Source organism: Winogradskyella schleiferi (assembly GCF_013394655.1).
In the GTDB taxonomy this organism is placed as follows: domain Bacteria; phylum Bacteroidota; class Bacteroidia; order Flavobacteriales; family Flavobacteriaceae; genus Winogradskyella; species Winogradskyella schleiferi.
In genome coordinates, this window is record NZ_CP053351.1 from 97153 (window position 1) to 112441 (window position 15289).

At 36.5% G+C, this 15289-nt stretch carries 15 protein-coding genes; all 15 read left to right on the forward strand.

Annotated elements, in window-relative coordinates:
* Nucleotides 1–245: 245 nt before the first annotated feature.
* The 15 genes from HM990_RS00435 (at nt 246) to HM990_RS00505 (ending at nt 15279) form a co-directional block, all read left to right on the forward strand.
* A complete protein-coding gene (locus HM990_RS00435) occupies nt 246–1037 on the forward strand; it encodes a cation transporter (protein WP_178987068.1) in 792 nt (263 codons plus the stop codon).
* Between the two features lie 211 nt (nt 1038–1248).
* Nucleotides 1249–1686 carry a hypothetical protein gene (locus HM990_RS00440; protein WP_178987069.1) on the forward strand — a complete coding sequence of 146 codons (438 nt, stop codon included), beginning with the start codon at nt 1249–1251 and terminating at the stop codon, nt 1684–1686.
* A gap of 73 nt (nt 1687–1759) precedes the next feature.
* The gene (locus tag HM990_RS00445) at nt 1760–2944 is read left to right on the forward strand and encodes a TolC family protein (protein WP_178987070.1); all 1185 of its coding nucleotides are present in this window, start codon (nt 1760–1762) and stop codon (nt 2942–2944) included.
* An 18-nt stretch (nt 2945–2962) separates the two neighbouring features.
* Nucleotides 2963–3253 carry a hypothetical protein gene (locus HM990_RS00450; protein ID WP_178987071.1) on the forward strand — a complete coding sequence of 97 codons (291 nt, stop codon included), beginning with the start codon at nt 2963–2965 and terminating at the stop codon, nt 3251–3253.
* Between the two features lie 20 nt (nt 3254–3273).
* Nucleotides 3274–4776 carry an efflux RND transporter periplasmic adaptor subunit gene (locus tag HM990_RS00455; protein WP_178987072.1) on the forward strand — a complete coding sequence of 501 codons (1503 nt, stop codon included), beginning with the start codon at nt 3274–3276 and terminating at the stop codon, nt 4774–4776.
* A gap of 12 nt (nt 4777–4788) precedes the next feature.
* A complete protein-coding gene (locus tag HM990_RS00460; RefSeq protein ID WP_178987073.1) occupies nt 4789–7872 on the forward strand; it encodes an efflux RND transporter permease subunit in 3084 nt (1027 codons plus the stop codon).
* 357 nt (nt 7873–8229) lie between these two features.
* Nucleotides 8230–8640 carry a DUF6326 family protein gene (locus HM990_RS00465; RefSeq protein WP_178987074.1) on the forward strand — a complete coding sequence of 137 codons (411 nt, stop codon included), beginning with the start codon at nt 8230–8232 and terminating at the stop codon, nt 8638–8640.
* A gap of 2 nt (nt 8641–8642) precedes the next feature.
* The gene (locus tag HM990_RS00470) at nt 8643–9356 is read left to right on the forward strand and encodes a DUF4386 domain-containing protein (RefSeq protein ID WP_229719334.1); all 714 of its coding nucleotides are present in this window, start codon (nt 8643–8645) and stop codon (nt 9354–9356) included.
* Between the two features lie 403 nt (nt 9357–9759).
* On the forward strand, nt 9760–10320 hold the full coding sequence (locus HM990_RS00475; RefSeq protein WP_178987075.1) for a Crp/Fnr family transcriptional regulator: 561 nt from the start codon (nt 9760–9762) through the stop codon (nt 10318–10320).
* Between the two features lie 81 nt (nt 10321–10401).
* Nucleotides 10402–11037, forward strand: a complete 636-nt coding sequence (locus HM990_RS00480; RefSeq protein WP_178987076.1) for a hypothetical protein — start codon at nt 10402–10404, stop codon at nt 11035–11037.
* 5 nt (nt 11038–11042) lie between these two features.
* Nucleotides 11043–11753 carry a class I SAM-dependent methyltransferase gene (locus HM990_RS00485; protein WP_178987077.1) on the forward strand — a complete coding sequence of 237 codons (711 nt, stop codon included), beginning with the start codon at nt 11043–11045 and terminating at the stop codon, nt 11751–11753.
* A 337-nt stretch (nt 11754–12090) separates the two neighbouring features.
* Nucleotides 12091–12501: a hypothetical protein gene (locus tag HM990_RS00490; RefSeq protein WP_178987078.1), complete on the forward strand. Its 411-nt coding sequence runs from the start codon at nt 12091–12093 to the stop codon at nt 12499–12501.
* 6 nt (nt 12502–12507) lie between these two features.
* Nucleotides 12508–13263, forward strand: a complete 756-nt coding sequence (locus HM990_RS00495) for a hypothetical protein (protein ID WP_156115601.1) — start codon at nt 12508–12510, stop codon at nt 13261–13263.
* A 152-nt stretch (nt 13264–13415) separates the two neighbouring features.
* Nucleotides 13416–14183 carry a DUF6577 family protein gene (locus HM990_RS00500; protein WP_178987079.1) on the forward strand — a complete coding sequence of 256 codons (768 nt, stop codon included), beginning with the start codon at nt 13416–13418 and terminating at the stop codon, nt 14181–14183.
* Nucleotides 14176–15279: a nucleotidyl transferase AbiEii/AbiGii toxin family protein gene (locus HM990_RS00505; RefSeq protein ID WP_178987080.1), complete on the forward strand. Its 1104-nt coding sequence runs from the start codon at nt 14176–14178 to the stop codon at nt 15277–15279. The genes HM990_RS00500 and HM990_RS00505 overlap by 8 nt, the downstream gene beginning before the upstream one ends.
* The last annotated feature ends 10 nt before the right edge of the window (nt 15280–15289 follow it).

The window sequence follows — 15289 nt, forward strand, 5'->3', positions numbered from 1 at the left end:
ATGAAGAAGCTTCAGCAATTGACCAAGGAAATTAACGAATTGACATTGAGAATTGAGCAGGACTACCCCGAACTATACCAATATCTTGATGAAAATCCTATTACAATCCCTGATTGCGAAACACCCGAGATTTCCGTCAGCTCGTTCGTGGAATATTTGGATAGCTTAAAGTCAATCTTGGAAAGATATATAGAATCGAATAAACATATGAAGCACTAAAGGACAATTAATTCAGTAGTATATAAATGAATAAAAGCACTTTTAAAATCAGTAAAATGGACTGCCTTTCAGAAGAACAGATGATTCGTATGAAGTTGGAGTCTTATGCTGAAGTAAAGCACTTGGATTTTGATATTCCCAAAAGAAAATTGGAAGTATATCACGTGGACGGTATCAAGGCGATACAATCGTCTATAGCCAGCTTAAAACTTGGGGATTCCTTAGAGGGAACCATAGAAGCCGAACCACCTGTAATAGAAGACCAATCCAAACAAAAAAAGATTCTCTGGTGGGTCTTGGGTATCAACTTCGGTTTTTTCGTTATCGAAATGACCACAGGTTGGATATCTGGCTCAATGGGACTTATTGCAGATTCACTTGATATGCTGGCAGATTCCATCGTGTATGCACTTAGTCTATTTGCAGTTGGCGGCGCTATTTCCAGAAAAAAGAAAGTGGCGAAATTCAGCGGCTACTTTCAGATGGCATTGGCAACGCTTGGGTTTGCAGAGGTCTTACGAAGGTTTTTCAGCAATACCGAAACACCCTTGTTCCAATGGATGATAATCGTTTCAATTTCCGCATTGGTAGGTAATCTGATTTCGCTCTGGCTTATCAACAAAACCAAGAGCAAAGAGGCCCATATGCAGGCGAGTGCCATTTTTACATCCAATGATATCATTGTAAATGGTGGGGTTATACTGGCAGGGATACTCGTTTATTTTCTGAATAGTAAATGGCCCGATTTGGTAATTGGGGGCATCGTTTTCACATTTGTGATGCGCGGTGCCATAAGAATATTAAAACTGTCGAAATAGCTTTAGGAAAGCCTTGAAATAGAAAAGTAATGAATAAACAAGAATAGTTGGCTTTGGGTAGTAGTGTTGGGATTAGCAGCTTGGACGGCACATTGGAGTGAGGACAAATTATTCAAAGATTACCAAAATAGGCTCAATGTATTGAATGAAGACATTAATTCAAAACCTAAAACTCTATAAGTAAAATTAATTTTCATTAGTTTTGTAATCAATGCAAAAACCAAATAAAATAGCGGCATTTTTCTTTTTAGGCTTGTTTAGTCTAATGATGCTGCATCAGGTTTTTCCGCATTTGCACCATCAACACGAGGATGCTCATTCCCATTCAGATATTGCACATACTGGCGAACATCATCATCACGATGATGATTCCAACGAAGAAGAATCCCCTTACGGATTTTTTGGTTTCTTTATGGATATGCATATCCATTCTACAGTATCCAGCGATATTGTATTACTTAAAAGGAATACGGTAGAGCAGCAGACCAATGTTGATAAGGATATAGTAAAAAGTTCTTTTGAAACTCAAAAAATCTTTTTGATTGACTATAGGCAAAATAGTAAACCGCCTGTCTATCATCCACCCAATTCATATTTTAATCCCTACCTCTCTTCCCTCGACTCACGAGGCCCACCATCTTTAGGTTAATCGTTTAGGACTATGGTATCGCTACGGTACTGTTTCCTTATATAAATTCAGATTAAACCTAAAATTTTACACAATGAATAAATACATCGTGTCCGTAATTTGCGGATGCCTGTTCTTTGTTAATGGTTTCTCGCAGAATAAAAACATAGAGGAACTACTTAATGAAATAGAACAGAACAATACAGAGTTGAAAGGCTATCAATCATTTATTGAAAGTCAGCAACTCGAAAACAGGAGCAATAACAATTTGCCTGACCCACAGCTTTCTGGCTTTTATTTGCCATTTGGCGATAATGAAACTGGAGATTATACCGAATATCAACTATCCCAATCTTTTGAATTCCCAACGGTATATGTTGCACGTGGCAAATGGAACGAATCTAAATCGCAACAGTTAGCGGCAGCCTACGCTAACAAGAGGCTGGAAGTATTATTAAAAGCAAAGAACACGCTTTTAGAGCTTGCTTTCTTGCAAAAGCGAAAAGCTATTGAAACGGAAAGAAAAACCCAGAGCAGACAGGTTTTTGAGCAAATCCAAAAACTTTTTGATGCAGAACAAGTTGGGATTTTAGATTTGAACAAGGCGAAAATTGCTTGGATTCAAGAGCAATTTGTTGTTGAACAAATTGAAAGCGACATCCAAATTTTGCTATCCAAACTTAAAACGTTGAATGGAGGCAATGTAATTGATGGTGCTACATCAGGAATTGCATTACCTATCGAAGTTGGTACGGTAGATAATCTTTGGCAGGAAAAATTAGCGAAAGACCCTTTACTACAAGAATTAAAGGCTAATGAGACATCTTCACTTCAAAAAATAAAATTGGAAAAAAACAAGGTGCTGCCAAACGTGGCACTTGGCTATAATTATCAAGGCGTTAGCGGTAGTAATTATTCTGGTTTTTATGGTGGTGTTTCAATTCCACTTTGGAGTAGCAAGAACAAAGTAAAAGCTGCCGAAGCAAATTTTGAATATCAACAGTCCAACACGCAGGTAGTTACCACTTCGCTTTATACCCAATTTCAAGAAACCTATAATCGATACGAATTGATGCTCGAAAAATTTAATGAGTATCAAGCCACTATGGGTAATTTAAATAGCGAGCAACTGCTTTTTAAGGCTTATATGTTGGGCGAGTATTCGTTTATGGATTATTACGTGGAGCTTCAGTTTTATCGGAATGCATCAGATAAAATGCTGCAAATGGAAAAGGAACTGCAACTGCTTCAAGCACAATTATTAAAACATCAGTTATAAATTTTTAAACATACAATTATGAAATTTTCAAAATCAATATTCGCAATAGCAATCGCATCAACATTTTTAGTAACCTCTTGTCGAGAAACAAAAACCGAAAATACTGACGACCACGGTCACGAGCATAATGAGGATGGTAGTCATACGGAAGAAACCATAGAGCAAGAAGAGTTTAAAGTAGGAACTGATTCTATGGAAACAAAAACAGAGGAACACGGGCACGACCAAAATTCAGAAGGGAATCATACAAATGATGATGATTCAAAAACTCATAAACACGATGATGGCGCTGAACATCACGACCACTAAAAGCAAATAGATATAACGATATGAAATATATACTCATAGTGCTTGCCTTTTTGGCAATGTCTTGTAACAACAAGGCAGAAGATGCACACGCACACAATCCCGATGGTAGCCACGAAGGAGAAGAAATTCCACGCTTGGACCACACCATTTGGACAGACAAAACAGAATTATTCGTAGAATTTCCAGCCTTAATCGTTGGAAATCCAAGCAGATTTGCAGCCCACTTTACGGTGTTGGACAAGCATCAGCCTGTTCGTGAAGGTTCGGTTACGGTTAGTTTGATTAAAGGCGATAATGGAATTCGTAATACTGCCGAAGCACCGTCTTCGCCAGGCATATTTTCGCCTACCATTCAACCAAAAGAAACGGGTAGTTACCAACTTGTTTTTGAATTGAAAACGCCAGATTATTCAGATAAAATAACGATTGACGATGTTACGGTTTATGCTAATGCAGATGAAGCCATAAAAGCCTTGGGTGCAGCCGAAGATGAAGGGAGCATTTCGTTTTTGAAAGAACAAGCTTGGAAAATCGATTTTCAAACCGCACCTGTCGTTTCAGGTAAAATTTACGATGTCATCAACACCTCTGGTGTTTGGATGCCCTCGCCCGGTTCTGTAAAGTCCTTGGCGGCAAAATCCAATGGGGTGGTAGATTTTAAAGTTATTAATCTCACGGAAGGCACAGCAGTAAAAAGAGGTCAGCTCTTAATGAGTTTGAATAGCCAAGGTTTGGCATCTAATAATTTAAGTACGGATATCGCTTCCGCGAAAGCGAAATTCCAACAAGCCAAATCTGAATATGACAGAAAGAAAGAGTTATACGAATCTAAAATTGTCCCAAAATCTGAATTTGAAAAAGTAGAAAGCAGTTTTGAGATAGCCAAAGCCAACTATCAGTCCTTGGTATCTGGTGTTTCGGGCGGAAGCAAACAAATCCGCGCCCCTTTTGATGGTTTTATCAAATCCATAACAGTTTCAAATGGCGATTACGTAGAACAAGGCGTTGCGCTTGTGACCGTTGGAACGCATCAATCCAGAGTTTTAAAAGCGCAGTTAGCACCCAACTACGGACTTACGATGGGTAATGTACAAGGTATATGGTATCAGGATAATGATAACCTATGGAAAGACGTAACTGATGCCGAGGGCAAAATCCTTTCGATTGGAAAGGACGTGGAACGTGAAAACCCTTTGATTTCTGTTTTTGCAGAAGTCAATGCCACCGTCGATATGCCAATAGGAAGTCTAACACCTGTTCAGATAGCGATGGGAAATGCCACCCAAAATACAATGATACCTGAAAATGCCTTATTGGAAGACTATGGAAGCTATTCCGTTATCGTGCAACTTTCAGGCGAAAGTTTTGAAAGACGTCCTGTAAAAATAGGAAAACGTAATGGCGAGAATGTAGAAATAGTACAGGGCTTGGAAGTTGGCGAAGTAGTGGCAACTACAGGAGCATACCAAGTTAAAATGGCTTCAATGTCGGGTTCAACACCTGCACACGGTCACGAACATTAAAAACGAAGAGAAATGTTAAACAAAATATTATCAATTTCACTTCAAAATAGATTGCTCATACTATTGGGAGCGGTTGCATTGAGTGTGTTGGGCGTGTATTATGCACGTACAATGAACGTCGATGTATTCCCAGACCTTACAGCGCCCACGGTAACAATTCTTACCGAAGCGCACGGAATGGAATCTGAAGAAGTAGAAAAATTAGTAACCTATCAACTGGAAACGGCCTTGAACGGTTCGCCCAATGTAAGGCGAATCCGTTCGTCATCGGCAGCAGGTGTTTCCATTGTTTGGGTAGAATTTGAATGGGGAACAGATATTTATCGAGCTCGCCAAATTGTTAGTGAACGCATCCCGATGGTACGTGAAAATTTGCCTGAAGGTATCGGAGCACCAACTATGGCACCAATTTCATCCATTATGGGAGAGATAATGCTTTTGGGAGTGACATCCGATAGTTTGTCGCCAATGGAACTGCGAACCTTGTCAGACTGGACAATTCGCCCACGGATAAAAGCGATTGGTGGTATCGCAAATGTGGTGGTTATCGGTGGCGATTATAAGCAATACCAAGTATTTGCCAATCCTGAAAAGATGAAGCATTACGATGTAAGTCTTTCAGAATTAGTAGAACACGTAAAGGAAGCAAACAAAAACGCACCAGGTGGCGTGATTAATCAATATGGTAATCAATACATCATAAAGGGAAGCGGTAGAGCGTATGCGTTGGAAGATTTGCAGGAAGCAGTTCTAAAAGAAGTAAACGGTCAAACCATCAAAATAAAAGATGTGGCAACGGTTCAAATTGGCGCTGCCGATAAAATTGGCGATGGTTCATTAAATGCAAAACCTGCGGTTATTTTAACCATTTCAAAACAGCCCGATGTCAACACTTTGGAACTGACAGACCGATTGGATGAAGCGATTGCAGACTTGGAAACAACCTTACCAAAAGGTGTCAACATCAAAAGTCAAATCTTTAGACAGTCCGATTTTATTGATGCATCCATCAGCAATTTAAATATGACTTTGTTGGAAGGTGCTTTCTTCGTAATGATTATTCTTTTTATCTTTTTGATGAATTGGAGAACTACCGTTATTTCATTACTGGCTATCCCTATTTCCTTATTGGTATCCATTATCATATTAAAATGGTTGGGCTATACCATAAATACAATGAGTTTGGGCGGTATGGCCATTGCCATTGGTGCATTGGTGGACGATGCAATTATTGATGTAGAAAATGTGTATAAACGCTTGCGCGAAAATATCAGAAAACCCAAAGCGGAGCGGGAATCGACAATAAAAGTAGTGCGTGATGCTTCAGTAGAAATAAGAAGTTCCATCATCATCGCAACGCTTATCATTATCGTATCATTTGTTCCCTTGTTCTTTTTAAGCGGAATGGAAGGTCGATTATTGCAACCGCTGGGCATAGCCTTTGTAACATCGGTATTGACCTCATTGGTAGTTGCCGTAACCGTAACACCAATTTTGTGTTCTTATTTATTAGACAATGAGAAGCTTCTAAACAAACAGGCTGATGGTACAAAAGTAGAGCGTTGGTTGCAGAAACATTATGGCAACCTTTTGGTGCGAGCGACTAAAATACCTAAAACCATTATAGGCGTAACTGTAATTGCATTTGTATTAAGTCTTCTGGTTGTAACGCAATTGGGAAGAAGTTTCCTGCCAGAATTTAATGAAGGTTCATTGGTAATTAGTGTGGTTGGTCCACCGGGAATGTCTTTGGAAGAAAGTAATAAGACTGGAAAGTTAATAGAGACCATTTTATTGGATATGCCCGAAGTAGAGGTCGTTACTCGAAGACAAGGACGTGCCGAACTGGACGAACACGCTCAAGGTGTCAATGCTTCGGAAATTGATGTGCCCTTTGTTCTCGAAGACAAAACCAAAGAAGAATTCTTTGAAGAAGTCCGAAATAAATTGAGCATCGCACCTGGTGTTAATATCACATTAGGACAACCCATCGCACACCGTATTGACCATATGCTTTCGGGTACGCGTGCCAATATTGCCATCAAGATTTTTGGGTCAGATTTACAACGTCTATTTGAAGTAGGGAAAAGTGTAGAGCAGAACATCAAGGATATTGAAGGATTGGCAGATGTTGCAGTTGACCAACAAATTGAAGTACCACAAATACGCATCAAACCTAAACGCCAGATTCTTTCGGCTTATGGGATGACCGTAGGTAATTTGATGGAACAAGTGGATATTGCTTTTGCAGGAGAAGAAGCAGGCGAGATTTATGAAGGACAACAGTATTTTGATTTGGTGGTTCGCTACGAAAAATCGTTTCGTGATAATATTGAGAAAATCGGTAACACCTTAATAAGTCTTCCAAATGGTGGTCAGACCACTTTGGGCCAATTGGCAACCGTTCAATCCGTGAGTAGTCCAAACACTATCAACCGTGAAGATGTGCAACGTAAAATTGTAGTTGCTGCCAATGTTCAAGGTAGGGATTTACGTGGTGCCGTTAACGAAATAAAGGAAGTGATCGCCAGCAATGTAAATATACCAGAAGGTTATCGTGTGCAATATGGCGGACAATTTGAAAGTGAATCCAAAGCATCACAATTGCTTTTGATAACAGCCATAATTGCAATAGCCATCATTTTCCTGTTGTTATACTATGAATTTAAGGATGTAAAACTGGCATTTGTAGTATTGATTAATCTGCCTTTGGCGTTAATTGGTGGAATCTTGATAGTGTATTTCACGTCAGGAATCATCAGTATTGCCGCGACCATAGGTTTTATCAGTTTGTTTGGTATTGCCACACGAAACGGTATTTTATTGGTTTCACGGTATGAAGATTTGAGAAAAGAAGGAGTACAGGGTTTTCAGTTGATAAAAGCTGGGGCTTTAGATAGATTAAACCCTATTTTAATGACTGCCTTTACCACAGGTCTGGCATTGATACCATTGGCTCTAAAAAGTGGCGAACCGGGAAGTGAAATTCAAAGCCCAATGGCCGTTGTAATTTTAGGTGGCTTGTTGTCGGCTACGATATTGAATTTGGTAGTAATTCCTTGCGTGTATCAGTTAGTATTAAAAAAGGAAAAGTAAACAGTCCATTACGGTAATAAAAACCCTTCTTGTTCTGAATAAGGAGGGTTTTTTATGCTGTGATATTTTCAATCCCACTCAGCACATTCCCCTACATTCCGCGATCGCCTGCTGAAAAAGCGGGCAACCACTTCATTTCGTGAAAAGAGCTTCTCTACATAAGTCTTCTATGCATTTGGATAAAAAAAGTTGTGATATCGTAAAGGAAGAATAAGATGATATTACCTTTAAACTTGAAATTAAAGAGTTAGCTGTGAGTCAAAATCGAACTTAAAATATAACCCAGGCAACCATATAGTAAAATTATAAGTCTTTATAAATAGAGATACTCTGTAAAACATAATAGAACATACCAAAATGTTAGACAACCAAAAAGTAAACATCAAAATCAAACTCGCTGCATTATGGGCTTCAGTAACATTCTGCTATTTGTATGGCGACTATTTTGAGCTTTACACACCGGACAAAGTAAACAGTTTAATAACAGGCGATACTATTATGGATAGTCCAACCACATTATTAATAGCATCGATAATTTTGGCGATTCCATCTGTAATGGTTGCCCTTTCAATTATACTTAAACCAAAGCTAAACCGAATTCTAAATATCATATTTGGGATACTATTTACCATAATGATGGTAGCCATAGGAATAATGTCAACGAACGAATGGTATTTGTTCTATGTCTTTTTAGCATTTTTAGAAAGTATAATTACCGCATTGATTGTTTGGTACGCTTGGAGATGGCCTAAAGAAAAAACTATTTAATAATGGAAGATATGTCACAAAACAAAAAAGCAAGAATTGCAGGAATACTCTATTTGTTACTAATTATTTGTGGATTTACCTACCTTGTCTATGTACCATTAAAATTAATTGATTTAAAAAATGCCACAGACACCATAGAAAATATAAGAGACTCTGAACTATTGTTCAGAATTGGTATTGTAGCGGGAATTTGCTCTTTTATTATTTTCATTCTATTGCCATTGGCACTCTACAACCTTTTACGAAATGTAAACAAGGTTTCAGCGAAATTTATGGTGCTATTTGCGCTATTGAGTGTGCCAATTTCATTTGTCAATATTCTGAATAAATTTTCAGTACTAACCTTAATCAATAAATCAGAGTATGCACAAAAGCTTGGACAAGCAGAATTTCAAGCCCAAGTAATGCTGTATCTTGAAAATTACAATAACGGAGTGCAGCTCTCTCAAATATTCTGGGGACTTTGGCTTTTACCTTTTGGCTATCTGGTGTATAAATCTGGCTTTCTTCCAAAGATTTTAGGTTTTTTTTTAATGGCAGGCTGCTTTGGCTATTTGATTAAATTTTTCGGAGATTTCCTATATTCAGATTTTAATAAGACAATTATCTCTGAGATTGTTGGGTATCCTGCTTCTCTTGGCGAAATTGGAATTTGTTTGTGGCTTCTTATTATGGGAACAAATAAACTGGGTTTTAGGAAGAAAAGTATAAAATAATTATTCAAGCTCTGAAAGGGAAATATATAGAATAAAATTCTACCATAGCGCTTGTTTTGAATAATTGATTCTCTGTTATAACCCACTCAGCACATTCCCCTACATTCCGCGATCGTCTGCTGAAAAAGCGGGCAACCACTTCATTTCGTGAAAAGAGCTTCACTAAATACCTCTTGGACACAATCCCCAATTTCAGCTTTCCATTCCGCTAACCCTTCCCGCTATGCTGGGAAGGAACACTTCATTCCAGAGCCAAAATCGTGAATTAAGTCCGCTTATAAAATCTATTAAATAAAGAATAAGTTTAAATAACGAAAGAGAGGAATTATGTTATCTATATTTATACCCGCTATATCACATTATTGTTAATTTAAAAATATATTGTGGTCTGAATTTTATACGAATGAACGAGTCGATTTTAGTGCTTATAAATAAGGCTGGAAAATTTTCTGAAAAAGATTCTCTACTTCTAAGAAAAGAACTAAAATTTAGAGAATTAAAAAAAGGCGATTTTTTGTTGAAAAACGGAGCTGTTTGTTCTTCGCTGTGTTTTGTTGTTTCAGGTAGTTTTTATCAATACAATGTTGATTCACAACTCAATAAAAATATCATCGACTTAAATACAAAAGATGATTGGGTTATAAATCATAAAAGCTTTACTTCAAGAAAACCATCCGAATATTCAATTCAAGCTTATGAAGACAGTTCTTTCTATGAAATATCAATAGACGCAATCCATAGACTAATTGCTCATTCACAAACCTTTCTACAAATGGGGAAAATATTAGAAGAATCGACTTCGCGAATTGATTTTTTTGATAATAATAATACCCCAGATGAGAAGTACCATTACATAATAACAATCAAACCTAACCTTCTTCAGAAATTTCCGCAAACAGTTATTGCTTCTTACCTAAAAATCACGCCAGAAACGTTGAGTAGAGTTAGAAAAAGGCTTTCATAATTTTATTTTTTCTTGATTTCAATCAAGTGTTTGTTTTTCACAATCCTTTGATATTTGTACTTCAAACGAAATATCAAAACAATGGAAACAAATTTTTACAAAAGTACAGGGATTTCAATTACTATTGGCTCTTTTTTGACTATTACAACTATGATGTTACACCCATCAGGGGGTAACATTGAGCATATCATTCAAATAGCTAATCCAATCAAGAGCACTCACGCTTTAGCAATTTTTTGTTTACCATTTATCCTATTTGGTTTTTATGGCTTAACCCATAAGCTTTCAGATAAATGGAAATTATCAACTTTAGCTTTCATTATAGTTGCCTTCGGACTTTTTGCAGCGATGCTTGCAGCACTATTTAATGGATTGGCCTTACCCTATTTTCTTGGTCAATATTCGGAAAATATTGAACAGAATATTTCTGTACTTAAACCCATCATAAATTATGGTTTTGCCGTGAATAAATCATTGGACTATGTTTTTATTGTCTCGTTTTGTGCTGCCATTACTGTTTACTCTTTGATAATCATCACCACAAGAAAGCTTTCAAAATTAATTGGATACTTTGGTATCGCAATATTAGTTTTTGCAGTTTTGGGCGCAACCACAAATTTTGTGTTTACAAGTCTTACAGGTTTCAGAATATTTGTTTTTAGCATTGCAGGTTGGATTCTATATTCGGGAATATCATTAATCAAATCAAAAAAGTAATATCAATGAGTAAAGAGAAAATAAAGAAGGCATATGATGAATTAGCCGAAAGTTATAACAGATTAATTGACCATAAACCACATAATGCATATTACGATAGACCCAATACATTGAATTTATTTGAAGATGTAGAAAATAAATCGATTCTCGATGCAGCCTGCGGTTCTGGAAAATATACAGAAATTTTACTTTCAAGAAATGCACAAGTGACTGGATTCGACTTGAGTTCCGAAATGATAAAATTTGCAAAGGAAAGAAACGCTAATCAAGGAATATTCTTTGTACACGATTTAAGTGAACCTCTAACAATGATAAAGGACAAATCTTTTGATTTTGTTCTCTGTGCCTTGGCTTTACATTATTTAGAGGATTGGAATTTAACAATTAGAGAATTTCATAGAGTACTGAAAACTAACGGACAATTAATCATATCAGTTGAGCATCCGTTTTTTGAATATAATTACTACAAATCAACCGAATATTTTAAAACAGAACCTGTAAAATGTATTTGGAAAAGTTTTGGTAAACCTATTGAAATTAATAGTTATAGACGACCTCTTAACGATTGTATTGAACCACTAACAGAAAACGGATTTTATATTGACAAATTAGTTGAACCAAAACCCCTAAAGGAATTTGAGAAATTAGACCAGAAGCATTACAAGGAACTGAATAAATTTCCAGCTTTTATGTGTATTAGAGCGGTCAAAAAATAGCATTTATTAAGTTAATGTATATGAATTTTCTCATCATAACTTCTAATATAACAAACGGTAAAACCCAATACCACTCAGCACATTCCCCTACATTCCACGCTTGCCTGCCGAAAAAGCAGGCAATCACTTCATTACAGGAAAAGAGCTTCTCTACAAAAGTCTTGGACACAATCCCCAATTCCAGCTTTCCATTCGGTTAACCCTTCCCGCTGCGCTGGGAAGAAACACTTCATTTCAGAGCCAAAATTGTGTAGTAAGTTCACCTTAAACCCATCAGCACATTCAAAAAGTCTAATTATTTTTTAATTCAGTTATATTGTGAGAAATTTTAGCTTAAATGGAAAAACTAACAGAAAATAGAACCATTGAATTACTGATGCCTCATTTGGTTCAACAAGGTTATGAAATAGAAAGTTTCTGTCTTGGCCAAACGAGAGGGTATGATATTGTTGCGAACAGAAAAAGTGAAAAATTACTTATTGAAGCAAAAGGCGCAAAAGCACACAAGGATTCGCCAACAAAGCGACGAGATTATTTCAACTCTGGACAGATTAAAACCCATTTAGGTAAAGCAATTATCAAATGCTTAGAAACCAAAGTTGCTTTTCCAAATGCAAAAATTGCCATTGCTCATCCCGAGGATGAACAAATAAGAAAAGCAATAGCCAGTATTATTCCTGAGTTGAATAAGATAGGCATACGGCATTATTGGGTTAATGCTAATGGAACAGTAACTCTTGAAAAATAATTTATTTTGAACACAGTAACAAATTCCAAACTATCCTCTTTATTTCATTTCTTGAAAGAAAATAGGGCTTATAATAAGAAGGTGCAATCCAATTCTTATAATCTGTTTTTAGCACCGTTCGATTCTCTTGAAGATAAATTATATTCAGCTCTTCATCACGTAGCGAATACCCAAAGCCAACCTAAAATTGATATTCTCGCACCTTTTTTTCAAAAAGTATATTCCAATAAATCCCAGCTTCATAGTTTTAAGACATTCATCGATTTTCTAACAGATAAAGAAAACGATGTTCATAATTATGAATCGCTTTACTATGGTATGTTGAGACAAAAAGGTTGGGGTAATAAGACGTCTGCATTGTTTGCCAAAACCATTTATCATTTACATAATGGTGCGTATGGATTTCAAAATCCAATATGGGACGATGCACCGAAAACCATTGACAAAGAAGAAAAAATCTTCTTGCCTGTAGATGCTGTAATTGAAGCAATTTTCCATAGTATTGACCCCTCTATTAAGTGGAATTTCCATAAAATTAATAAACTTCTACAGGATAATTATTCCTCAGAAGAAATGGAAGTTTGGGACGACCTTTGGTTCTGGGGATTTATAAACCAACGTGGTTCCGGTCTAACAAGAGAATTTATTTGGAACGAATCCAAATATTGGGCATTACTTGAGACTGAAAAGAATGGTGTTGTGATTGAAGAGATAAAATTGAAATCGTTGCAATTCCTTTCCATATTGAACCCAAAACAGTAACATATGTATTTGCTATTATCATATTCTAAGTTTGTCTGAATTTAGATAGGTTTAATTTCCAATTATTACCACTTAATCTATATAGTGGCAAAAATTTGTTTTCAAATATTCACCACTTTTTTGTATTTTTGGCAAAGTTTTGATTTTTAACTATGCCAAAGATTATTGAAAATAAATTGATAGAAGCTTTCAAAGACCGTAGTTCTTTTGATAGGGATGCGCTATATAACTTCTATCTGGATTTCGAACCAGATCTAAAAGAAAGTACATTTAGTTGGCGAATTTATGACCTGAAGAAAAAGGACATAATTAAAACCATTGGTCGTGGACTTTATGTTATTTCCTATAAACCTAAATATAAACCTCTTCTATCAGATAGTGTGTTCAAAATAGCCCGTAAAACCAATGAGCGTTTTGAAGATATAAAATATGCCATTTGGGAAACCCAATGGCTCAATGAGTTTTCTCAGCACCAGGCGTCAAATCAAATGATTGTCGTCGAAGTAGAAAAAGAGTTTGTAGACTCACTCTATTACTATCTAAATGATAATCTAAGAATGGATTTTTTCCTAAATCCAGATGAAAAGGAAATCCAATTCTATATTTCAGAAAGTAACGTGCCGGTTATCATTAAACGTTTGGTGACAAGGGCACCCATACAAAAAATAAAAAATAAAAAAGCGGTAGTGCCCATTGCAACACTTGAAAAGATTATGGTGGACCTGTTTGCAGATGAAAATCTGCTACATTTTTACCAAGGTTCTGAAATGGTAAACATCTACGAAAAAATAATTGATAGATATAGCATCAATTTTACAAAGTTGTTCAGCTATGCCAAAAGGCGCAAAAAGGAACAGGAAATAAAGCAATTTATAAGCAACCACATTTCAAATTTTTTAGAAGATATTCAATATGATTAACAACAAAAGTTTTGAAAAGGAATGGCTGAATGGCTTCCGTGCAAAAAAGGAACATAAGGGTATCGATGTAACTATATTGGAAAAAATGGTTCACGCACTATCATTACTCGAACATTTAAAAGTTTCAGGACTCGATTTTGTTTTCAAAGGGGGAACATCACTTGTGCTTTTGCTAAAAGAAGGGAACCGATTTTCTATTGATATCGATATTATTTCCAGCGTTGAGCGTGATAAATTAGAAGAAATTTTGGATGCAGTTGTAGCCAATTCACATTTCAAAAAGCACGTGCTTAATGAGCATAGAAGTTATAAGGAAGGTGTTCCGAAGGCACATTACACCTTTGAGTTCGAGTCGGTATATAATCCAAACGTTCCTGGAACCATTCTATTGGATATCCTTTTTGACAGTCCGCACTATCCAGAACTTATAGAATCGCCCATTGAAACACCTTGGCTTTCCATTGATGGAACTGCTACAACAATTACTACGCCTTCGGTAAACGCTATTTGTGGCGATAAGCTAACAGCTTTTGCACCAGATACCATAGGCATACCATACTACAAAGGCGACCAATTATTTGCAATGGAAATCTGCAAGCAATTGTTCGACTTGGGAAAACTTTTTGAAAATATTACTGATGTAGCAATGGTAAAGAAAAGTTTTTCAGCTTTCGCGAAAGCAGAACTATCCTATCGAAGTTCAGACAAGGATTTTAGTAAAAGGAAACTCAATGAAAAGGATGTGCTATGGGATTCCATAAATACCTGTGCTATTATGGCAAGACGAGAACGTAACCCAACCGCTGAAAAGAAAAAGCAATTTGCAGATTTAAACTCTGGCATACGAAGTTTTGGTAGCGCATTTTTAATGACAGGGAACTTTAGGATTGAAGAAGCATTGGCAGCTTCGGCCAAAGTAGCCTATTTGAATGCTATTCTTCTACAAAAAGAGGATGTTGAAATAGAATATTATGAGAATCAGGATACAAAGGAACTGGCTATAAAAAATCCAGATTGGGCCTTTTTGAACAGATTAAAACGCCAACCCGATAAATCTATATTTTATTATTGGTACAAGGCGGTAGAACTATTGTAAATTAACGTGA

Bases quoted from the DNA above. Each gene is read 5' to 3' on its own strand.
- HM990_RS00440 (WP_178987069.1), top strand. From the start codon at position 1,249: ATGCAAAAACCAAATAAAATAGCGGCATTTTTCTTTTTAGGCTTGTTT.
- HM990_RS00500 (WP_178987079.1), top strand. From the start codon at position 13,416: ATGCCAAAGATTATTGAAAATAAATTGATAGAAGCTTTCAAAGACCGT.
- HM990_RS00450 (WP_178987071.1), top strand. From the start codon at position 2,963: ATGAAATTTTCAAAATCAATATTCGCAATAGCAATCGCATCAACATTT.
- HM990_RS00475 (WP_178987075.1), top strand. From the start codon at position 9,760: ATGAACGAGTCGATTTTAGTGCTTATAAATAAGGCTGGAAAATTTTCT.
- HM990_RS00460 (WP_178987073.1), top strand. From the start codon at position 4,789: ATGTTAAACAAAATATTATCAATTTCACTTCAAAATAGATTGCTCATA.
- HM990_RS00445 (WP_178987070.1), top strand. From the start codon at position 1,760: ATGAATAAATACATCGTGTCCGTAATTTGCGGATGCCTGTTCTTTGTT.
- HM990_RS00505 (WP_178987080.1), top strand. From the start codon at position 14,176: ATGATTAACAACAAAAGTTTTGAAAAGGAATGGCTGAATGGCTTCCGT.
- HM990_RS00455 (WP_178987072.1), top strand. From the start codon at position 3,274: ATGAAATATATACTCATAGTGCTTGCCTTTTTGGCAATGTCTTGTAAC.
- HM990_RS00480 (WP_178987076.1), top strand. From the start codon at position 10,402: ATGGAAACAAATTTTTACAAAAGTACAGGGATTTCAATTACTATTGGC.
- HM990_RS00465 (WP_178987074.1), top strand. From the start codon at position 8,230: ATGTTAGACAACCAAAAAGTAAACATCAAAATCAAACTCGCTGCATTA.
- HM990_RS00435 (WP_178987068.1), top strand. From the start codon at position 246: ATGAATAAAAGCACTTTTAAAATCAGTAAAATGGACTGCCTTTCAGAA.
- HM990_RS00490 (WP_178987078.1), top strand. From the start codon at position 12,091: ATGGAAAAACTAACAGAAAATAGAACCATTGAATTACTGATGCCTCAT.
- HM990_RS00485 (WP_178987077.1), top strand. From the start codon at position 11,043: ATGAGTAAAGAGAAAATAAAGAAGGCATATGATGAATTAGCCGAAAGT.
- HM990_RS00470 (WP_229719334.1), top strand. From the start codon at position 8,643: ATGGAAGATATGTCACAAAACAAAAAAGCAAGAATTGCAGGAATACTC.